The organism is Vibrio kanaloae (assembly GCF_024347535.1).
In the GTDB taxonomy this organism is placed as follows: Bacteria; Pseudomonadota; Gammaproteobacteria; order Enterobacterales; family Vibrionaceae; genus Vibrio; species Vibrio kanaloae.
In genome coordinates this window covers 2,309,830-2,329,609 of record NZ_AP025497.1, presented here as the reverse complement: position 1 = coordinate 2,329,609, position 19,780 = coordinate 2,309,830, and the positions used below count along the sequence as shown (strand labels likewise).

The window sequence follows — 19,780 nt, the reverse complement described above, 5'->3', positions numbered from 1 at the left end:
GAAAGTATGTTAAGGGTATTGGCTATCGGTTACTTATTGCTGTTAAGCTTTAGCTTGCATGCAGCAACGGAATCCGTAATGAGTTTATTGGACAACCGTTTTCGCGTTGATCCCAGTATTGAACAAGTCACTTTTGTGATTTATCGAGCCGATAACTCTAAACCTGTCGTGTTGGTTCGCCCTGACGGCAAGAAATACTACTCGTGGCGCAATGCTGATAATGTCCGTTGGTACGAAGAGTCGTCCATGGACATTATCTCTATCGACAAGCCGATGCCGGGCCCTTGGCAAGCGATAGGGAAAGTATCACCGAAGAATAACATCAAGCTCCTATCTCATCTTGTTTTGGATGCTAACGAGTTTCCAGACAAGTTGTATCAAACCGAACACATCAAATTTACTGCTCGTTTGACTTCAGACGGCAAGCCTCTTGTGCTGCGTGATTTTCTCGATCGCGTCAAACTCAAGGTCACCTTTACCAAGTTTGTCGAAAATGAAGAATCGTTAGTCAGAGAAGCACGCCCTGTGCCTGTTGTGATGGGCGAGTTTTCTGACGATGGGGCTGAATTTGACGAAAAATCCGGAGATGGCGTGTTCACTGTGTCGTTACCGATTGATATTGAGCCTGGTAAATATCGAGCTCGCATTACCTCGGGCAATGGTGTGTTTTTGAGAGCGCAAGAACAAGAGGTATTAGTGTACCCAACGCCAATCATCACAACCTTTATACAGTCCCGTAAAGAGGGTTTACCTCACACTGTCGTGGTGTCTGGCGAACAGGGCATGATTGCGCCGAGTTCATTAGCGGCTCATGTTGAGCACAAGGCTCCTGATGAGTACGTGATCTACCGACAAGGCCGATCTGAAATCGATGCGATGAAAGTGTCTTTAGAGATGCCATACCACAGTGACTTGGGGATTTATAAGTGGTCGGGAATGGTTTATGCCACCGACGCATCCAGTCAACGTCCACTCGTCTTTCCAATCTCTGAGCAGTCTTATAGTGTTGTCGAAGATATTGATTTAGCGGAGTCTCGGCGCCTTCAAGAAGAAGCTCTCGCTGAACAGAAGCGTATCGCCAATGAATTAATGATACTGAAGAAGCGCGAAGCTGATAAGCAGCGTAGTATGATCATTATCGCGGTGGGTAATGTGGTCGTAATTTTATTGGGTTTATTGATTTGGTTTGTGGTTCGTAAGGTCAAAGCGAAGAAAAAAGCGTTACCAGAGATGCAGCTTAAAGCGCCAAAGTAACTCGCTTAGATGATTAGGTTGTCTGGAGAGAAGAAGCCTCTAGAGATAAATCATTAGAACTTGTGACAACGATGTCATGAACAAAAAAACGGGACTCCTAGGAGTCCCGTTTTCGTTTCTATTGCAGAACCTAGGCTACGTTATCAATCGATTGGCCTGGATATTGTGGCTTTGCTGCAAGGTCCTCTGGAGAGAAGTCATCAACATTAATCGTGTACAGTCTGTGTTCCTCCGCACTGACAAGTAATGCAGCTTCTTTCTCCGTTAAGATGCCTTTCTCAAGCCCTAGTTGAGCGACAAGGTCGAGTTTTAAGAAAGCACGTTTTTGATGCGTCTCTTTACAAACTTTGTCAAACAGAGGCTCAGCTTGAAGAATCACTTCTAGTGCTTTCTCTATTTTACCAACAGGGTTGTATTGAGTGTCCGCCAAGTATTGACCACGACCGATGCGTGAACGTGTTTCGCTTGGTGTTTGTAGGATGTGCGCGACTTGGCTATCCAGTTTGTCGTTTGGTGCGCGACGGATACGGCCAAATGGCATTAACACAACACGAAGTAGACGACCAATCACAGGGTTAGGGAAGTTCGCCAAGAACTCATCAATCGCCACTTCAGTCTGACGTAAGCTATCTTGCATTCCCCAATGTACTAACGGTAGATCTTCGGCGTGACTGCCTTCACTTTCAAAACGCTTAAGTGTTGCAGACCCTAAGTACAGTTGACTCAGGATGTCGCCCAGTCTTGCAGATAGACGCTCTCTGCGTTTCAAAGAGCCCCCTAGTACTGCCATTGAAATATCAGACAGTAGTGCTAGGTTAGCGCTGTAGCGGTTTAATTTTTGGTAATAGCGTTGTGTTTGTTTGTCGGTTTTATTCGCTGGTGTTGGCGTATCAGAACCACGACCATCGGTTAAACCAAACCACAAACTGCGAACGAGGTTACTGAGCGTAAAGCTAACGTGTCCAGCTAACGCAGAATCAAACTTATCCAGTGCATCGCTGCTTTCAGAATAAGCCGCTTCCATTTCGCTTAGAACATAAGGGTGACAACGAATCGCGCCCTGACCGTAGATGATCATTGAACGAGTCAGGATGTTTGCGCCTTCAACCGTTATTGCGATGGGTGAACCTTGGTAACCACGAGCTAAGAAGTTCGACGGACCTAAGCAAATACCTTTACCACCGACGATATCCATCGCGTCGATGATGCTGCGTTGGCCACGGTGCGTACAGTGGTACTTCACGATGGCTGATACAACAGAAGGCTTTTCGCCAAGGTCGATACCCGCAACGGTTAGGTTACTCGCTGCATCCATTACGTAAGCATTACCCGCTAGGCGTGCAAGTGGCTCTTCAACCCCTTCCATACGACCTATAGGCTGTTTGAATTGACGACGAATACGAGCGTAAGCGCCGGTTGCTAGTGCTGCAGACTTGATGCCACCTGTTGAGTTTGAAGGCAGTGTGATTCCACGACCCACCGACAGGCATTCAACCAGCATACGCCAACCTTGGCCTGCCATTTTCTGGCCACCGATGATGAAATCGATAGGGACGAAGAGATCGTCGCCTTGAGTAGGGCCATTTTGGAAAGGCACGTTTAGTGGGAAGTGGCGGTTGCCAATCTCAACACCCTTTAAATCGGTTGGGATAAGTGCACACGTGATACCAAGATCTTTTTGGTCACCCAGCAGGCCATCCGGGTCACGCAATTTAAAAGCTAAACCTAACACAGTCGCAACCGGTGCGAGAGTGATATAACGCTTGTTCCAAGTTAGGCGCATGCCCAATACTTCTTCGCCTTGCCATTCACCTTTACATACCACGCCGTAATCAGGGATTGAACCTGCATCTGAGCCGGCTTCTGGACTAGTTAGGGCAAAACAAGGGATCTCTTTACCTTCCGCTAGGCGCGGCAGGTAGTGGTTTCTTTGTTCTTCTGTACCATAGTGTTGCAATAGTTCACCAGGGCCTAATGAGTTAGGTACGCCAACGGTTGATGACAATACACTAGAAACGCCCGTGAGCTTTTGTAGAACCAGAGATTGAGCGTAAGCTGAAAACTCTAAGCCGCCGTATTTTTTCTTAATGATCATGGCGAAGAATTTGTGATCTTTCAGATACTGCCAAACTTCTGGTGGCAAATCTGCGAGTTCATGTGTCACTTGGTAATCGTTGACCATTTCACACACGGTATTTACTGGGCCATCTAAAAATGCTTGCTCAGCTTCAGAGAGTTTCGGATCGGCGATGTTTTGAAGTTTCTTCCACTCAGGCTTGCCTTTGAACAGCTCTGCTTCCCACCATACCGTCCCAGCTTCTAGAGCTTCTTTTTCTGTTTGAGACATCGCTGGTAGAACGGTCTTAAATAGAGAAAGCGCTTTTTGACTGATTAGAGTTTGGCGAATTGTTGGGACAGCAAAAATCGCAACCGCTAAGAGATAGCAAAGCCAGCCAGTGACAGCGACGCCACCAAGCAATGTTAATGCTATCATTGCGCCAGTTAAGACGATTAATGCACGTACCAGACTAACTCTATGGTAAAGGCAGACACCTAAGATGGCTGTAAAGCCGAGTAGGGAGAGCAATATGTTCATGAACGATTTCCTTTTCAGAGATCACTTATTGTTATTAAGTTTAGGTAAGAGGTCTAACCAGTCAAGTGTAAACAGAATATTAAATATTTGTAAAACTCCAAAGTGGATAAAAAGTGATCTTAATAGAGCTAAAATTCTAATTGTGAGAGGTCGGTGGTGAATGTTTGGACGAATTGACAGAGACAAGTTAATAAAGGTGGCAATCTTTGGGCTTAAGTGTCGACACAATTTCATGTTTGTGGGTAAACTCAGGTAAAAGAGGGAAAACCCCCCTCAGATCTCATTTCACGTACTTTAAGCTGCGTAAATAAATATAAGAGATAAGCCTTATGTACCAAGACCTAATCAAAAGTGAATTGAACGAAGCGGCAGACGTTCTGAACAAGTTCTTGAGTGATGACCATAACATCGCTCAAATTGAAGCTGCGGCAAAAATGATTGCTGACTCATTCAAGCAAGAAGGGAAAGTGCTTTCCTGTGGGAACGGTGGTTCACACTGTGATGCGATGCACTTTGCGGAAGAGCTTACTGGTAGATACCGTGAAAATCGCCCAGGTTTCGCTGGTATTGCGATTTCAGATCCTAGCCATTTATCTTGTGTGAGTAACGATTTTGGCTACGATCACGTGTTTTCTCGTTACGTAGAGGCGGTAGGTCGTAAAGGCGATGTGTTGTTTGGTTTGTCGACTTCGGGTAATTCCAGCAATATTTTAAAAGCGATTGAAGCTGCTCAAGCGAAAGGTATGAAAACCATCGCGCTAACCGGTAAAGATGGCGGAAAAATGGCTGGTTGTGCCGATATCGAAATCCGAGTGCCACATTTTGGTTATGCTGACCGAATTCAAGAGGTTCACATTAAGATCATCCACATTGTGATTCAACTTGTTGAAAAAGAAATGGAATAACAGTTTACAGACATTGGAGCCTAGCATAGGCTTCGCTGGTTTTAATAGGGAGTAGATTAGACCATGTGTGAATTGCTCGGCATGAGCGCGAATGTACCAACAGATATTTGTTTTAGCTTTACTGGTCTAATGCAACGTGGAGGCAATACTGGCCCACACCGTGATGGCTGGGGTATTACTTTCTATGAAGGAAAGGGTTTTCGTACATTTAAAGATCCTAATCCAAGCTGTGAATCTAAAATCGCTGAGTTGGTTCAAAACTACCCAATTAAAAGCCAAGCTGTTGTCAGTCATATCCGTCAAGCCAATCGCGGTGGTGTCAATTTAGAGAACACTCACCCTTTTACCCGTGAGCTTTGGGGACGATACTGGACCTTTGCTCATAATGGCCAATTAACGGACTACGATGATCTGGTGAGTGGGCGTTTCAGACCCGTCGGTGAAACGGACAGTGAACTCTCTTTCTGTTGGCTACTCAAACAACTTGAAGAGCGTTTCCCTGAGCCGCCTCAAGACATGGAAGGTATGTTCCGCTTCTTTGCTGAGTGCTGTGATAAGTTACGCGAGAAAGGCGTTTTCAATATGCTGTTAAGTGATGGCGAGTACGTCATGACTTACTGTACCAATCATTTGTATTGGATAACAAGACGTGCGCCTTTTGGTAAAGCGAGCTTAATTGATGAAGACGTTGAGATTAACTTCCAAGAAGAGACCACGCCGAATGATGTGGTGACTGTCGTCGCAACTCAACCTCTTACGGATAACGAAGAGTGGTTTAGGATGAAGCCGGGCGAGTACGCACTGTTTCATTTTGGTGAGCTGATTGGCAACAATCATCACGTGTTGGAAAATGTTGCTTATGCACCGAAAAAGGTCGCGAGCCAAGCGCCAACTGAACCATTGAGCTAACCGTCCCGAATAGCATTATTTGATCCGCACAAAAGAAAGGCCGTTTACTGTACTCATAAGTCAGTAAGCGGCCTTTTTGTTTCTAAGTCATTGACTTGTGAGAGTTGTCTGATGAATTACTCTTCTGCGTAACCGTGCTTGCCCAACACTTTGCCGTCTAAGACTGCTTGTCCGTTTACCATTGATAAACGATCTTCGATGAACCACTTGCAGGCCATAGGGTAAATGTTGTGTTCTTGAGTAAGCACACGGCTAGCTAACATGTCAGCATCATCATCTTCAAATACCGGAACCTTAGCTTGTAAGATCACCGGGCCACCATCAAGTTCCTCAGTAACAAAGTGAACGCTGGTACCGTGTTCTTTGTCTTGGGCGTCAATGGCACGCTGGTGGGTGTGTAAGCCCGGGTATTTAGGTAACAGAGAAGGGTGGATGTTGACCATCTTCCCAGCATAGTGACGAACAAACTCTGAACTTAGGATTCGCATGTAGCCAGCGAGTACGATTAAATCTGGCTGGTAAGCATCGATCTGAACCATCAATTCATGGTCAAACTCTTCACGTGAACCAAAGTCTTTTGGATTCACTGAATGGGCGTCAACACCCGCGGTTTTCGCTCGCTCTAAACCAAAAGCCTCTGCTTTGTTTGAGAAGACTGCCTTAATGGAGGCGTCAATCGTATGGTTATCACAGGCATCCAAAATGGCTTGCAAGTTACTTCCGCTTCCTGAAACTAACACAACGATGTTTTTCTGAGAGTGGCTGGTTTTATTTGAGTGATTGTTTTTCATAGAGTGGGTCATACGATTGATTAACGGAACTGTTTACAATGTACCTACATAAACTAAGGTTTTCTGCGGGCTAAATAGCAAAATGAGGACCACTGGGTCCTCATTGCTTAACTAAGTAAGTGAGCGTATCACTTATTTGATTTCAACTTGCTCTTCACCAGCTTCAGCGTTTGCGATCTCACCGATAACCCAGGCGTTTTCGCCTTCAGTTTTCAGTAGTTCAACAGCAGCGTCTGCTTGATCTTTAGGTAGGGCAACAACTAGGCCAACACCACAGTTGAAAGTGCGGTACATTTCGAATGTCTCCACATTACCTTTCTCTTGTAGCCAGTTGAAGATAGCAGGCCATTCCCAGCTCTTACCATCAATCACTGCTTTAGTACCTTCAGGAAGTACGCGTGGGATGTTCTCCCAGAAACCACCACCTGTGATGTGCGAGATAGCATGAATGTCATGCTCGGCAATCATCTTAAGCGCTGATTTGATGTAAATCTTAGTGGGTTCTAGTAGGTGTTCACCGATAGTGCGACCTTCTAGCTCTTCATTCTTATCAGCACCAGAAACTTCTAGAACTTTACGAATTAAAGAGTAGCCGTTTGAGTGTGGACCACTTGATCCAACAGCGATAAGTGCGTCGCCTGCTGCTACTTTAGTGCCATCAATGATGTCAGCTTTTTCTACAACACCAACACAAAAGCCCGCTACGTCGTAGTCGTCGCCCTCATACATGCCTGGCATTTCAGCTGTTTCACCACCGATTAGTGCACAACCAGCTTGAACACAGCCTTCAGCAATACCAGAAACAACGTCTGCTGCTGTATCTACATCTAGCTTACCTGTTGCGTAGTAGTCTAGGAAAAATAGCGGCTCACCACCTTGAACGATTAGATCGTTCACACACATTGCCACTAGGTCGATACCAATGGTGTCGTGTTTTTTCAGATCCAAAGCAAGGCGAAGCTTAGTACCAACACCATCAGTACCTGAAACAAGTACCGGCTCTTTGTATTTCGTTGGAAGTTCACATAGGGCGCCAAAGCCACCAATACCGCCCATTACTTCAGGGCGACGAGTGCGTTTAACTGCACCTTTAATACGGTCTACTAGTGCATTACCTGCGTCGATATCAACGCCTGCGTCTTTGTAGCTTAGAGAAGAAGTATTACCACTCACGGGATAGTCCTCGAACTTAAGTTGGATGTGAAAACGGCGTTATTCTAACAGGGCTTGTTTATGAAGAGCAAACGTTTGCGCGGTTTTTTTTATTAGAATAAAGATTCTGAAATAACCACAAAGTTCGTGTACAATCTACAGGTTTGTTTAAATATTGCCGGAGTTGGAAATGAAAGTTGTTGAAGTGAAACACCCGCTAGTAAAACATAAAATTGGCCTGATGCGTGAAGGTGAGATTAGCACTAAGCGTTTTCGTGAGCTAGCGACAGAAGTGGGTAGCCTTCTAACATACGAAGCGACATCAGACTTTGAGACTGAGCGTGTAACTATTAATGGTTGGAACGGTCCAGTTGAAGTTGACCAAGTTAAAGGTAAAAAAGTAACAGTAGTGCCAATCCTACGTGCTGGTCTAGGCATGATGGACGGCGTTCTAGAGCACATTCCAAGTGCCCGTATTAGCGTTGTTGGTGTTTACCGTGACGAAGAAACACTTGAACCAGTACCATACTTCAATAAGCTTGCATCTAATATCGAGGAGCGTATTGCTCTTGTGGTAGACCCAATGCTTGCGACAGGTGGTTCTATGATCGCAACGATTGACTTAATGAAAGAGAAAGGTTGTAAGCACTTTAAGATTCTTGTACTTGTAGCGGCTCCTGAAGGTATTGCAGCTCTAGAAAAAGCGCACCCAGACGTAGAGCTTTACACTGCTGCAATTGATGAGAAGCTAAACGACAAGGGCTACATCGTTCCTGGTCTTGGCGATGCTGGTGATAAGATCTTCGGTACTAAGTAATTCGGTTTCAGCTTAAGTTACTCTAAACCGTTTCTTAACTCGCTGAATTTAGCCGTATTAATAAGAAGGGAGAGCATTCGGTGCTCTCCCTTCTTGATCTTGTTGGCTTGTGATTCTTTTAAATCTAGCGTTACCGATTGCTTAATCGATTTGAGCTTTGTCTACTACTGTGTTGTCGCCTAGCTCTTCAGGAAGAACTAGGTTCAGTAGAATCGCCACGATACCACACAAGCTTACGCCTTGTAGGCTGAAGTCACCGATACCAAAGGCCATGCCGCCAATACCAAAGACTAAAGTAATACCCACAATCACAAGATTACGTGATTTATGCAGGTCTACATTGTTCTTGATGAGAGTATTGAGCCCAACTGTTGCGATTGAACCAAACAGCAGAATCATAATACCGCCCATCACTGGAACTGGAATCGTTTGAAGTAGTGCGCCTAGCTTACCAACCAAGGCTAAAACAATGGCCGTAACGGCTGCCCAAGTCATGATCACTGGGTTAAATGCTTTCGTTAGCATTACCGCACCAGTTACTTCACTGTACGTTGTATTTGGTGGCGCGCCCAGCATAGAAGCCGCAATCGTTGCTACACCGTCGCCAGTGATAGTGCGGTGTAAACCTGGTTTTTTAAGGTAGTCTTTGCCAGTTACGTTAGAGATGGCAAGCATGTCGCCAACGTGCTCAACGGCCGGTGCAATGGCGACAAATACCATAAAGAAGATAGCGTTGATGTTGAACTCAGGTGTTGTGAAGTTTGGTAGTGCCAACCAAGACGCTTGAGCCACGGGTGTGAAGTCTACTGCACCATATATCAGGCTGGTGATATAACCCGCAACAATACCGCCGAAGATAGGCAGCAGTTTAAGGAAGCCTTTTGAAAACACACTGATGATAATCGTCACTAACAGTGAAATCGAAGAGATCCACAGTGCAGCATCTGCATCGACAAGCTGAACCGCACCGTCGCCTGTTTTACCTAGCGCCATGTTTACCGCAACAGGCGCAAGGCCTAAACCGATAACCATGATGACTGGGCCAACAACGACGGGTGGAAGTAGTTTATGAATGAAGGCAACGCCTCGTACTTTTATCAAAGCTCCCATTAATACATACACAACTCCTGCCGCCATAAGGCCACCCATGGTTGCTCCTACACCCCAAGTCTGAATTCCGAACATGATAGGTGCGATGAAGGCGAAAGAAGACGCTAAGAAGATTGGCACTGAACGGCGTGTAATAAGTTGGAATATAAGGGTACCGATACCCGCGCCAAAAAGTGCAACGTTAGGATCAAGCCCTGTCAGTAGCGGCACTAATACAAGTGCACCAAAAGCTACAAACAGCATTTGCGCACCTTGCAAAGCATTTTTCATGTTAAATCCTTAAAAATGGTCGTTATATGAAAGTCGAAAAATAAAATTCGCAGGATTCTATCACTTGGCAAACGATTGCTACACTAGATAGATCAAATTTATTTACCTTAGTGATATTTACCTCGATCCAAATAAGGAAAATTCGCTTTACAAGTGAACGATTTATCATGGTTAGGTGATATTTTATAGTTATTAAACACAGTGGGGGTTATCGACCTTGCCCCTCAATCCATAGTTGCTTATCATCAAGGCACAAGATTTGAATATTAGGATCAGTATGCGCTACATAGCATTGTTGTTCATGGCATTATTAGCCTCTCCGAGCTATGCCTTAACTCAAGTAGATATCTTTAGTGTTGAGGTTGCGATTGACGCTAGAGGTAAACAGTCAGAGCAAGTGGCAAGAAATACTGGCATGGAGCAGGTATTGATACGTGCTACTGGCCAAACCGATGTCGCTTCGAATGATACTATTCAAAAGGCGATGCGTAAGAGTGCGCAGTATATGTCTCAAATGAGCTTTGGCGAAAGTAATGGTCAATCAACATTACGCATGCGTTTTAATGCTGCTCAAATCCGTTCATTACTAACTCAAGCGCAATTGCCGTATTGGCCTGATACTCGTTCAAACATCCTAGTTTGGTTGATAGAAGAAGATAACTACGACAAGAATATAGTATGGGAGCATACTAATTCACAGTTAGCTGCAGGCTTACAAGTAAACGCAAAAGAACGTGGATTACCCCTGACGCTACCTGTTGGCGATTTTGACGATATCACGGGCATTGAGATCTCTGATCTATGGGGAAATTTTGTTACGCCAATCAGTAAAGCGAGTCAACGTTACCCTGTTGATGCTGTGCTTGTTGTAAAGGCTCAACCTTCTGGATTACGTTGGACTTTGTATGATCAAAAGCCAAGCCAGTTGACGAGTGCGCCAGCTTCACCTGTGACAGGTTCGATATCGGGTAACAGTGCTACGGGTTCTAAGACGCTGGTTGATCAAATTAGTAACTACTACGCAGGTAAAAGTGCTGTTACCGTAGCAAGTGAATCTTCAGAGTCTATTCTCACGCAGTTTATTAGCCTGAATAACGCCCAGGATTTTTTCCATTTGGAGAATGCGCTTAAGCGTCTAAACTCAGTGGCAAGTCTAGATATCCTGAAAATTCAAAACAATGAAGTCACTTTCCAAATACACTTACTATCAACTCAACAAGAGTTTGAACAAGAAGTGGAAAGCATTCGCCAAGTCGCTAAGGTTGAAGAGTCTTATATTGAACCTGAAGTGAGCCCTGAATTTGAAACGCAAGACAACTCTATGTCTGTAGGTGATGATTCAGCAAGCGCTGTTGATACTGAAGGCGAGGGAAGTGAGATTGACTCAAGCGTTCAAGTGATTAAAGGCAGCGAGCTCTCTACGGATGCTGAGCTAACAAGCACGACTGATACGACGCTAGACGAATCTGGTGAAGAAGAACTCATCATCACGGCTCCAGTGCACACTAAGCCAAGCTTGGTATACGAATGGACTCACTCGTAATCATCTACCGCATGACAGATTGAAGTGAAAACATGAAAAAAGCCCTGCGAGAGAGATCTCGCAGGGCTTTTTGTTTATTGGGTTTTCAATTTTATAAAATCCAACCAATATTACTGCTCGAACTTAGCTTTTTCTTTCTTTTCTACTTCCGAAAGACGCTTAAGTTTGATGCCTAACTCTTTGGCACGAAAACGAGTAAATAAGATATTCCCCACGAAACCTAACGTCGTTAGCAGCAGTTCTACCGCGGCTAACAGGCGTTCACCACCGTCTACATACAGTATGGTTAACGCATGTAGGAAATACAGCATTAAGACAAAGTTAGCCCAAGCATGCGTATAAGGTTTGCCTGCCAAAATACCCGGTAAAGGTAATAAAAGCGGGATAGCCCAGGCAATAGCCAGTGTGATATTGCTTAGGTGAGGGTGAGGTGAAAGTGTCATCTGCCAAGCCACCACCCAAAGTAGAAGCAATAGGTTGCCTGATAAAGCGAGGCAACGACATAACTTTGTTTTGGGAGACATAGCTTTCTCTGACATATACATCATTGAGAGATTCCCTTTTGGTTTACAGCGATGCGAGCTAAGCGCTTGCCTAGGTTTTGAGCCAGTTCAATCTCTTCTTTGCTTAACGATGGCGCTTCTCCTGTACTGCTTGCACCGTAAGGTGTGCCACCGGTTCGAGTGTTATGCAGCGCAGGTTCAGAGTAGGGGATTCCCACCACCAGCATGCCATGGTGAAGCAGTGGCAACATCATACTTTGCTGTGTGGTTTCTTGACCGCCATGCAGTGACGAAGACGAAGTAAACACACAAGCAGGTTTATCGATAAGGTCACCATTGACCCATAATGATGTGGTGCTATCCCAAAAGTGCTTCATAGGCCCGGCCATATTACCAAACCAAACTGGACTACCTAGCGCTAAACCATTACAAGAACGGAGTTCTTGCAACGTTGCGATAGGATCGGTTGGTTGATAACGCGAATCAGCCTGCTCTTCTACCGTGTACACGTCGTTCACCGTTCTTAACATGGCTTCGCAGTTCGGGATAGATTCAACCCCTCGCGCAATCTGCCTGGCTAGAGCTTGTGTGTTGCCGTGGCGACTGTAGTAGAGAACAAGAATATTAATGCTCATATTGGATTACAGGATCTCTAGCACTTGCTCTGGTGGACGACCAATTTTTGCTTTGTTGTTCGCGACAACGACTGGGCGTTCAAATAGCTTTGGATTTGTCGCCATTGCTGAGAAAAGGTTTTCATCAGTAACCGATGCATCGCCAAGATTTGCTTCTTTGTAATCCGCTTCTTTGGTGCGCATCATCTCGCGAACACTGTCAAAACCAAGCTGAGTGAAAAGCACTTTTAGTTGCTCGACAGTTAAAGGTGTGTCTAGGTACTTGATAACCTCTGGCTGTACGCCTTTTGCTTCAAGCAGTTCGAGAGTTTGACGGCTCTTTGAGCAACGTGGATTATGATAAATCACGACAGACATGGTTCTTCCTCACTATTATTTTTGATTTAATTCGTCGATACAAGCCACTCGAGCGGCTTCATTGTATTTGTTGAGCTTTCTTTTTATTTCGGTAGCGAGTCTTTGCTAGCAAATCAAAATTTACTGCAGCGACAAGAAGCGTTCACGCTGAATCATCAGTTGGTCAATTCGAGCATCGTAACGTGCTTGCTTTAAACTTCCGAGTTCTGCGATTTGGCTTGCTTGCGTATAGTACTGAATAGCTTTGTTCCAGTTGGCTCGTAGTGCCAAAATCTCTGCACGAGCGGCGAGCTCTTCGTCGCTATTACCCAGGCTAGTACTTACTTTTGAAAGCAGATGCCAGCCACTGGCGTCGTTCGGGTTATCGTGTGTGTAACGCTGTAATACACGAACAGCTTCTTGTAGATCTTCATTCTCGAGCAATGCATTGGCGTAGTTAATGGTTAGAACTGGGTTGTTTGGCTGACGAACCAGTGCAGATTTAAGTTCTTTAATCGCAGTCTCAGGTTGCTTCTGTTCAATATGCAGATCCGAGATAGCATCTAAATAAAATAGGTTAGTCGGATCGCTATTCATTAGCTTTGTCAGAATAGGCTCGGCTTTATCTAGCTTTTTCGAATCTAGGTAAACCAGTGCTTGTCCATACTCTAGTGACGGCACTATAGCTTTAGGTGCTTTTTTCAGTTGGCGCTCAAACCAATCTAGAGCCGCATCATTATTGATACCCGCATAACGCGCGACAATGCGAGATCTCGCTAGATGGTAATCTAATGATGGAGCTAGTTTTAGCGGTGGATAACTGCGAGCTCGGGCACGAGAATCTGTAATTCGGTCTTGAGGTAATGGGTGAGTCAGCAACATGGGGGGCGGCGTGCTGGCATAGCGGTATTCGTCAGCCAAACGGCCAAAGAAACGTGGCATAGCATTCACATCGAAACCAGCTTTTGCTAGCGTGTTGATACCAAAGCGATCGGCTTCTTTTTCATTGCTACGGGTATAGTTGATTTGGCTTTGCATGTTGCCCGCAGTCGTTGCGGTTAACGCAGCAATTCCTGCTTCGGGTGCTGCGATAGCCAGTAATACAGAAGCGGCAAGTGCTGCGATGGTCGCTGGAGTACGACGAGCTTGGCCTTCCATGCTGCGTGCTAAGTGGCGCTGGGTTACGTGTGCGATCTCGTGCGCTAATACCGAAGCAAGTTCGCTTTCTGATTGTGCATGCAGGAATAACCCAGAGTGCAATGCAACATAACCACCAAAGAATGCGAAGGCATTGATATTGCGATCACGGATCATAAAGAATTGAAAAGGTGTTTTTACATCATTAGCGTTCGCGACTAGGCGATGGCCCAGTGTATCAATGTATTGGTTTAGAACCGGGTCATTGACGATAGGCTGGCTGTTTCTGATGATGCGCATGTAGGCATCACCATAGATAAGTTCTTGATCGATAGTGAGTGTACCGCCAGCAGCTGTGCCGATATCCGGTAGCTCTAAACTATTGGTATTTGCCAACGTTGGGGTACCTAATGTTGCTGCGATGCATAAGCAAGCAATTGAGCGAGCGCGTTTAAACATATTAGTCAGTAATACTCCGTTTCTTCTGACAGTAAGACAAGTGCAATGCAAATTGGTTCTGTATCCGATTTAACCTTTACCAAGCGCGTGCGCTATCATGAAGGAAGATGAATCAATGATGGCACGTTTTTAAAAACAGATTACAATATGCCTCTTATAATAAGCATCGAGTCCAAGAATGACACCTAATATTCTAGATTTACGCCAAGAGCGCTGTCCAATGGCGTTATTATTAGCCAAGCGTCACAGTGTAAAGTTAGAAGTAGGACAATCATTGTCAATTTATGTCTCTGATAACAGCTCGATGAAAGATATTGTGAGCTTTTTATCTCAGCACGCCTACGTTGTAATTACTGAGGCTTGCTCTAGCTACCATCACCTCCTCGTTACTAAAAAGGAATTGCAATCAAATGCTTGAAATGGTTAATCGTTGGTATAAACGACGTTTCTCTGATCCCCATGCCGTCAGTTTGGTTGCCATCATTCTATTCGGCTTTATTACGATCTACTTCTTTGGCCACTTAATCGCTCCGTTATTGGTCGCGATTGTGTTGGCTTACTTGTTAGAGTGGCCAGTAACACAGCTTCAGAGACTAGGGGTTCCCCGAACGCCTTCTGTGATGCTGGTGATCTTGATGTTCTTTAGTTTAATGTTGCTTGCGCTATTTGGCCTAGTGCCAACCATTTGGGGGCAAGTTGGTAACCTTATTAATGATATCCCAAGTATGTATGGGGGCTTACAAAAGTTCATCTCGACGATTCCTGAACGTTACCCTGAGTTGGCAAACTTGCAGATTGTTGAATCCGTCATGTCGAATGCGAAGAATAAAGCACTAGGCTTTGGGGAAAGCGTTGTTAAAGGTTCTGTTGCTTCTCTTGTTAGTCTAGCCACGCTTGCGGTTTACTTGATTCTTGTGCCTTTGCTTATCTTCTTCTTACTAAAAGATAAAGAAGAGATGGTTAGTATGGCGAGTGGTGTATTACCTAAAAACCGTCGTTTAGCGACTAAGGTTTGGGTAGAGATGAACCAACAGATCTCGAACTATATTCGTGGCAAGGTAGTTGAAATTTTAATCGTCGGCGGTGTCAGTTATGTCACCTTTGCGATCCTAGATTTACGTTATTCAACACTGTTGGCCGTGGCGGTTGGTTTATCAGTATTGATCCCGTATATCGGTGCGGCAGCGGTAACGGTGCCCGTAGCGATTGTTGGCCTGTTCCAGTGGGGGCTAGAACCTCAATTTTACTGGCTGTTACTTGCGTACGGTATTATTCAGGCACTAGATGGCAACGTGTTAGTACCCGTTCTGTTCTCTGAAGCGGTGAACCTACACCCTGTTGCGATTATTGTTGCTGTATTGGTGTTTGGTGGGCTGTGGGGGTTCTGGGGCGTGTTCTTTGCTATTCCTTTGGCCACGTTGGTGAAAGCGGTTTGGAATGCCTTACCGAGTCATGCGTTGGACGATGATCCTGAGCACTCGCACTAATTAAGTACTTAGTGTAAGCACTAACAAATACCCATTAAAAAAAAGGCCAAATCTTAATGAGATTTGGCCTTTTTGATTTATTCTTTTGCTACGGTGCATTGGGTTAAGAAGCTCATTTTTACTTAGCGCTTTTAACCGAAACAGCCATTAAGCTTCTTGATTGAAGTAATCTAAAACCACTTCGTGGTGAGTCTTGGTTTTGAACTTGTTGAAGACATGTTCGATTTGACCTTCTTCATCAATTAGGAAGCTAATACGATGCAGACCATCGTAGATCTTACCCATGAATTTTTTCTCACCCCAAACGCCAAACTGTTCAGCAACGCTGTGGTCTTCGTCAGATAGCAGAGTGAAGTTTAGGGATTTCTTCTCAACGAAGTTTGGTAGGCGTTTGACTGGATCAACACTCACACCTAAAACAACCACATTCAGGTCATCAAGCTGTGCTTTGATATCACGCAGACCTTCTGCTTGCACAATACAACCTGGAGTCATTGCTTTTGGGTAAAAGTAGAAAAGTACTTTTTTACCTTTGAAGTCACCAAGAGATACGATATTGCCATCTTGATCTGGAAGAGAAAAAGCAGGTGCTGGAACACCAGCCGTTAGCGTATTCATGATATTTCCTTTTTAAAGACTGTTTTTGATAAAGTTGAGCGAGCCTTGTACGGATAGGCTCTGACACAGCGAATTGAATTCTTCTTGTAGCTGCATCAAATTACATTCAGACTGCACAGAAGCAGTAATTGAGATATGGAACTGGTCGCTATCGAACTGAACCTTGGATTTATTGATGGTTTGTGCGCTAAGCGAGTCGAGGCCGATGTTTCGGTCCGCGAAGAATTGAGTGAACTGCTCGGTAAGTCCAAGCTTGTCGTCTGACTCAACGAACACCTCTAGCGTGTATGAGTTCTCAATAATATCATGAGGAGAAGTGCGCTTCATAATCGTAATTAAGTCGTGCTCTTGGCCAAGCAAGGGCAGGGTCGTTTCAACGCGGGTAATGTTGTTTGCCTTTCCAGACAGTAGCATGATAAGCGTAAATTCTTCGCCAAACATAGCGATACGGCTATCAATAATGTTACAGCCTGATTGGGTGACTAAATGAACCACTTGGTTGCATACACCTGGGCGATCAGTGCCCACAGCTGTGATTACTAGATGTTGAGTCATAAAATCACGTCTCTAAATATTCCATTGATGTTTGCATGTTAGCACAGTTAGCCTGAGGAATAAGCGTATGGGCGGGGCTTTTTATGAGGCATCTTGCGTCTTACTGGCAACAAATGATTGGAATATCGAGAGCGTTAAAATTGAGATGGCAGAGTGAGACCACAGCTTACTTGCTACTGACATCCGGCGATAGGCTTTCCGCTAGATTGAGCGCAGGTTGCCCAAATTTCAGGTATAACGCCGTTAGAAGTCGTTTTACCTCAAACATACGACAATATTTACTGCAGATGTTGCCGCTAAGCCACTTTAATGTCTTGTGTTTATTGATTGGCTTACAGTAACATGCAAAAAGAATAAATTAAGGGAGATAGACATGTTTTCAGGAAGTATCGTTGCGCTAGTTACGCCATTTAATACAGATGGTGAAGTGGATTTCGACAGCCTTAAAAAGTTAGTTGAGCACCATGTTGCTGCAGGTAGTGATGGTCTGGTTGCGGTTGGCACAACTGGTGAGTCTTCAACACTCACAATTGAAGAGCATGTCAAAGTCGTCAATAAGATCGTTGAATTTGCTGATGGTCGTATTCCTGTTATCGCTGGTACGGGTGCAAACGCAACTCACGAGTCAGTGCTATTCAGCCGTTTATTAAATGGTTCTGGCATTGCTGGTTGTTTGAGTGTGACGCCTTACTACAACAAACCGACTCAAGAAGGTTTGTACCAGCACTACAAAGCGATTGCTGAAGTGAGTGACGTTCCTCAGATTCTTTACAATGTACCGGGCCGAACTGCCGTTGACTTGTTACCAGAAACGGTTGCTCGCCTCTCTGAGATCGAAAACATCGTTGCACTTAAAGATGCGACGGGTGATCTCGACAGAATTGCAATTCACCGTGAACTTTGTGGCGAAGACTTTATCTTACTAAGTGGTGATGACTTAACAGGTTTAGAATTTGTGAAGCGTGGTGGCAACGGCGTGATCTCTGTAACCAACAATGTTGCAGCCGCTGATATGGCAACCATGTTCAAACTAGCGAAACAAGGTAAGTTTGAAGAAGCAGAAGCGATCAATGAACGTTTGATGCCTCTACATAAGAATTTGTTCGTTGAGTCTAACCCTATTCCCGTAAAATGGGCGGTTCATAAAATGGGTCTGATTGCTGAAGGTGGCTTACGTCTACCGCTGACTGAACTGTCAGAACCAGCTCAACCTGTTGTTGCTCAAGCAATGACTGAAGCGTGTATTTACTAAAACGTATGAAGTGATGCCGAAGCGAACCTTCGGCATTTAGGAGTATAAATGAAGTATTCTCACCAGCTAGTGATTGGGTCACTGGCTGTTTTTGTTCTTACAGCATGTTCTGGCAGTCCGACTCAACGTCGGCAGGCCAAAGATGATTTCGAATACTTAGAAACACCTGAGTTTTCACAATGGCAATTGCCAGAAGATGCTCAGCCTCAGTTCTACCCAAATTTTGACATTCCAAGCGGCGAATTTAGTGGTGGTACAGGTCGTGAAGTGGATATTCGTCCACCGCAACAAGTACTTGAGCTGATACCTGGTGCTCGTACTGAGCGTCAAAATGGTGAAGTAACACTATGGCTCCTTCGTGCTGAAGAAGCAGACCGAGTGTGGCAAACGGCAGTAGACATGCTAGCTCAGCGTGGGATTGGCATTCGTGAACAGTCAGAGAATGAGATTGAGACCGATTGGGTAACTTGGGTTTCTGAAGATGAAGAAGTAGAGATTGGCAGCCGTTACTCTATCTCTCGTTTCCAAGCAAACAACCGCCATGGCTTCAAGATTAACCTCATTGATTGGCGTGAAGGTACTGAAGAGAAGCCGGTAACAGCAACCAATAAAGAGCGCTATAACGCGTTCCTGACCAACTTGGTCATGGCTAAATACGATGAAAATCTTCGTGCAGAAGCAGCGCTGAAAGCACAAGAGTTGGTGAAGCGTATTCCAATCTCAATGGGTGCTGACCGCAGTGGCTTCCCTGTGATCATTGCTCGTACACCATATAATGTATTGTGGCAGCGTTTGCCTAGTTTGTTGCCTACGATGGGCTTTGATCTTGAAGAGCGTAACCAATCTCAAGGTACGGTGAAGGCGAAGTACGCCGCGCCAGATGATGAATTCTGGGAAGAGATTGGCCTACAACCTATCGATTTAGCGCCAGGTACTTACACCTTCTTATTTGGTGATCTTGGTAACCGTACGTCGATCAACGTAACGGATACATCAGGTAAGCCAGTAGAAGAAGAGCTACTTAAATCAATGGTACCGGTACTAGCACACGTTGCTGACCAAACCAAAGATGACAATGAGACGAATGCTGAATGATTAGCTTTAGCTAATAAAAAAGAGGACACATTGTGTCCTCTTTTTTTATGTTCGTTTATAAGTCAGCGGCTTATTCTAAAATCAGGCAAAGCCACCCAAATCACAAAGCTATCGAAATTATCAAGCCATCAGAGCCACAGGTTAAGCGTCTTTGTTATCCGATGACTCTTCTTTTTGATCCTTCTCTTGATTCTGCTTTTCTAAGTGATTGAGCTTATCTAAATCTCGCTCTGTTTTACCACGACCTGTCAGGTCCATATTGGCGGTCTGTTTAAGAGCTGCGATATTACCCACCACGACGCTAACCACGATGATGATGATAACCCAAGGGTTTGTAAGCCATTCCAACATAAGCG

Annotated in this window: 20 protein-coding genes; 9 read left to right on the top strand and 11 right to left on the bottom strand. The window is 44.8% G+C overall.

The window, feature by feature from the left end:
- Positions 1-6 precede the first annotated feature (6 nt).
- Positions 7-1,254 (top strand): TIGR03503 family protein, encoded by a 1,248-nt coding sequence (locus OCV24_RS10530; protein ID WP_150879143.1) that lies wholly within the window; start codon positions 7-9, stop codon positions 1,252-1,254.
- 130 nt (positions 1,255-1,384) lie between these two features.
- Here OCV24_RS10530 and fadE read toward each other — a convergent pair whose 3' ends face one another.
- On the bottom strand, positions 1,385-3,850 hold the full coding sequence (gene fadE / locus OCV24_RS10525; protein WP_150879141.1) for an acyl-CoA dehydrogenase FadE: 2,466 nt from the start codon (positions 3,848-3,850) through the stop codon (positions 1,385-1,387).
- A gap of 329 nt (positions 3,851-4,179) precedes the next feature.
- Here fadE and lpcA point away from each other — a divergent pair, with 329 nt between their 5' ends.
- A complete protein-coding gene (lpcA, locus tag OCV24_RS10520; RefSeq protein ID WP_017056331.1) occupies positions 4,180-4,755 on the top strand; it encodes a D-sedoheptulose 7-phosphate isomerase in 576 nt (191 codons plus the stop codon).
- A 63-nt stretch (positions 4,756-4,818) separates the two neighbouring features.
- A complete protein-coding gene (locus OCV24_RS10515) occupies positions 4,819-5,664 on the top strand; it encodes a class II glutamine amidotransferase (protein ID WP_017056332.1) in 846 nt (281 codons plus the stop codon).
- Positions 5,665-5,780: 116 nt separating this feature from the next.
- Here OCV24_RS10515 and purN read toward each other — a convergent pair whose 3' ends face one another.
- A complete protein-coding gene (gene purN, locus OCV24_RS10510) occupies positions 5,781-6,455 on the bottom strand; it encodes a phosphoribosylglycinamide formyltransferase (RefSeq protein ID WP_146449551.1) in 675 nt (224 codons plus the stop codon).
- Between the two features lie 132 nt (positions 6,456-6,587).
- Complete coding sequence (purM, locus tag OCV24_RS10505) at positions 6,588-7,628, bottom strand: phosphoribosylformylglycinamidine cyclo-ligase (RefSeq protein ID WP_077680685.1); 1,041 nt, start codon at positions 7,626-7,628, stop codon at positions 6,588-6,590.
- Positions 7,629-7,797: 169 nt separating this feature from the next.
- Between purM and upp the strand changes: the two genes are divergently transcribed.
- Positions 7,798-8,424, top strand: coding sequence for a uracil phosphoribosyltransferase (upp, locus tag OCV24_RS10500; RefSeq protein WP_017056335.1), 627 nt, complete (start codon positions 7,798-7,800; stop codon positions 8,422-8,424).
- Between the two features lie 141 nt (positions 8,425-8,565).
- On the opposite strand, the gene OCV24_RS10495 is transcribed toward upp, so the two are convergent.
- A complete protein-coding gene (locus OCV24_RS10495) occupies positions 8,566-9,804 on the bottom strand; it encodes a uracil-xanthine permease family protein (RefSeq protein ID WP_017056336.1) in 1,239 nt (412 codons plus the stop codon).
- Between the two features lie 277 nt (positions 9,805-10,081).
- Between OCV24_RS10495 and OCV24_RS10490 the strand changes: the two genes are divergently transcribed.
- On the top strand, positions 10,082-11,347 hold the full coding sequence (locus OCV24_RS10490; RefSeq protein WP_150879139.1) for a DUF2066 domain-containing protein: 1,266 nt from the start codon (positions 10,082-10,084) through the stop codon (positions 11,345-11,347).
- A 110-nt stretch (positions 11,348-11,457) separates the two neighbouring features.
- Here the strand turns inward: OCV24_RS10490 and OCV24_RS10485 are convergent, their stop codons facing one another.
- The 4 genes from OCV24_RS10485 to bepA form a co-directional block, all read right to left on the bottom strand.
- On the bottom strand, positions 11,458-11,895 hold the full coding sequence (locus OCV24_RS10485; protein ID WP_150879137.1) for a DUF2069 domain-containing protein: 438 nt from the start codon (positions 11,893-11,895) through the stop codon (positions 11,458-11,460).
- Positions 11,892-12,485, bottom strand: a complete 594-nt coding sequence (gene wrbA / locus OCV24_RS10480; RefSeq protein ID WP_077680683.1) for an NAD(P)H:quinone oxidoreductase — start codon at positions 12,483-12,485, stop codon at positions 11,892-11,894. Before wrbA ends, OCV24_RS10485 begins: the two co-directional genes overlap by 4 nt.
- 6 nt (positions 12,486-12,491) lie before the next feature.
- Positions 12,492-12,842 carry an arsenate reductase (glutaredoxin) gene (gene arsC / locus OCV24_RS10475; RefSeq protein WP_046223728.1) on the bottom strand — a complete coding sequence of 117 codons (351 nt, stop codon included), beginning with the start codon at positions 12,840-12,842 and terminating at the stop codon, positions 12,492-12,494.
- Between the two features lie 120 nt (positions 12,843-12,962).
- A complete protein-coding gene (gene bepA / locus OCV24_RS10470) occupies positions 12,963-14,417 on the bottom strand; it encodes a beta-barrel assembly-enhancing protease (RefSeq protein ID WP_150879135.1) in 1,455 nt (484 codons plus the stop codon).
- 178 nt (positions 14,418-14,595) lie between these two features.
- On the opposite strand from bepA, the gene OCV24_RS10465 reads away from it, so the two are divergent.
- Positions 14,596-14,835, top strand: coding sequence for a sulfurtransferase TusA family protein (locus OCV24_RS10465; protein ID WP_060468303.1), 240 nt, complete (start codon positions 14,596-14,598; stop codon positions 14,833-14,835).
- Positions 14,828-15,904, top strand: coding sequence for an AI-2E family transporter (locus OCV24_RS10460; RefSeq protein WP_017056343.1), 1,077 nt, complete (start codon positions 14,828-14,830; stop codon positions 15,902-15,904). The genes OCV24_RS10465 and OCV24_RS10460 overlap by 8 nt, the downstream gene beginning before the upstream one ends.
- A 147-nt stretch (positions 15,905-16,051) precedes the next feature.
- On the opposite strand, the gene bcp is transcribed toward OCV24_RS10460, so the two are convergent.
- Together bcp and OCV24_RS10450 are read right to left on the bottom strand one after the other, a co-directional pair.
- Positions 16,052-16,522, bottom strand: a complete 471-nt coding sequence (bcp, locus tag OCV24_RS10455; protein ID WP_046223730.1) for a thioredoxin-dependent thiol peroxidase — start codon at positions 16,520-16,522, stop codon at positions 16,052-16,054.
- A 12-nt stretch (positions 16,523-16,534) separates the two neighbouring features.
- Positions 16,535-17,077, bottom strand: a complete 543-nt coding sequence (locus OCV24_RS10450; protein WP_017056344.1) for a glycine cleavage system protein R — start codon at positions 17,075-17,077, stop codon at positions 16,535-16,537.
- Positions 17,078-17,450: 373 nt separating this feature from the next.
- Between OCV24_RS10450 and dapA the strand changes: the two genes are divergently transcribed.
- Positions 17,451-18,329 carry a 4-hydroxy-tetrahydrodipicolinate synthase gene (gene dapA / locus OCV24_RS10445; RefSeq protein ID WP_136981206.1) on the top strand — a complete coding sequence of 293 codons (879 nt, stop codon included), beginning with the start codon at positions 17,451-17,453 and terminating at the stop codon, positions 18,327-18,329.
- Positions 18,330-18,377: 48 nt separating this feature from the next.
- Positions 18,378-19,424: an outer membrane protein assembly factor BamC gene (bamC, locus tag OCV24_RS10440; protein WP_150879133.1), complete on the top strand. Its 1,047-nt coding sequence runs from the start codon at positions 18,378-18,380 to the stop codon at positions 19,422-19,424.
- A gap of 141 nt (positions 19,425-19,565) precedes the next feature.
- Here the strand turns inward: bamC and OCV24_RS10435 are convergent, their stop codons facing one another.
- Positions 19,566-19,775, bottom strand: a complete 210-nt coding sequence (locus OCV24_RS10435; protein ID WP_077680679.1) for a DUF2897 family protein — start codon at positions 19,773-19,775, stop codon at positions 19,566-19,568.
- Positions 19,776-19,780: the final 5 nt, after the last annotated feature.

Coding starts and splice junctions, on each gene's coding strand:
- lpcA (WP_017056331.1), top strand. CDS start 4,180: ATGTACCAAGACCTAATCAAAAGTGAATTGAACGAAGCGGCAGACGTT.
- OCV24_RS10530 (WP_150879143.1), top strand. CDS start 7: ATGTTAAGGGTATTGGCTATCGGTTACTTATTGCTGTTAAGCTTTAGC.
- OCV24_RS10460 (WP_017056343.1), top strand. CDS start 14,828: ATGCTTGAAATGGTTAATCGTTGGTATAAACGACGTTTCTCTGATCCC.
- bepA (WP_150879135.1), bottom strand. CDS start 14,417: ATGTTTAAACGCGCTCGCTCAATTGCTTGCTTATGCATCGCAGCAACA.
- OCV24_RS10465 (WP_060468303.1), top strand. CDS start 14,596: ATGACACCTAATATTCTAGATTTACGCCAAGAGCGCTGTCCAATGGCG.
- OCV24_RS10495 (WP_017056336.1), bottom strand. CDS start 9,804: ATGAAAAATGCTTTGCAAGGTGCGCAAATGCTGTTTGTAGCTTTTGGT.
- OCV24_RS10435 (WP_077680679.1), bottom strand. CDS start 19,775: ATGTTGGAATGGCTTACAAACCCTTGGGTTATCATCATCATCGTGGTT.
- OCV24_RS10515 (WP_017056332.1), top strand. CDS start 4,819: ATGTGTGAATTGCTCGGCATGAGCGCGAATGTACCAACAGATATTTGT.
- dapA (WP_136981206.1), top strand. CDS start 17,451: ATGTTTTCAGGAAGTATCGTTGCGCTAGTTACGCCATTTAATACAGAT.
- wrbA (WP_077680683.1), bottom strand. CDS start 12,485: ATGAGCATTAATATTCTTGTTCTCTACTACAGTCGCCACGGCAACACA.
- upp (WP_017056335.1), top strand. CDS start 7,798: ATGAAAGTTGTTGAAGTGAAACACCCGCTAGTAAAACATAAAATTGGC.
- bamC (WP_150879133.1), top strand. CDS start 18,378: ATGAAGTATTCTCACCAGCTAGTGATTGGGTCACTGGCTGTTTTTGTT.
- fadE (WP_150879141.1), bottom strand. CDS start 3,850: ATGAACATATTGCTCTCCCTACTCGGCTTTACAGCCATCTTAGGTGTC.
- arsC (WP_046223728.1), bottom strand. CDS start 12,842: ATGTCTGTCGTGATTTATCATAATCCACGTTGCTCAAAGAGCCGTCAA.
- OCV24_RS10490 (WP_150879139.1), top strand. CDS start 10,082: ATGCGCTACATAGCATTGTTGTTCATGGCATTATTAGCCTCTCCGAGC.
- OCV24_RS10450 (WP_017056344.1), bottom strand. CDS start 17,077: ATGACTCAACATCTAGTAATCACAGCTGTGGGCACTGATCGCCCAGGT.
- OCV24_RS10485 (WP_150879137.1), bottom strand. CDS start 11,895: ATGATGTATATGTCAGAGAAAGCTATGTCTCCCAAAACAAAGTTATGT.
- bcp (WP_046223730.1), bottom strand. CDS start 16,522: ATGAATACGCTAACGGCTGGTGTTCCAGCACCTGCTTTTTCTCTTCCA.
- purN (WP_146449551.1), bottom strand. CDS start 6,455: ATGAAAAACAATCACTCAAATAAAACCAGCCACTCTCAGAAAAACATC.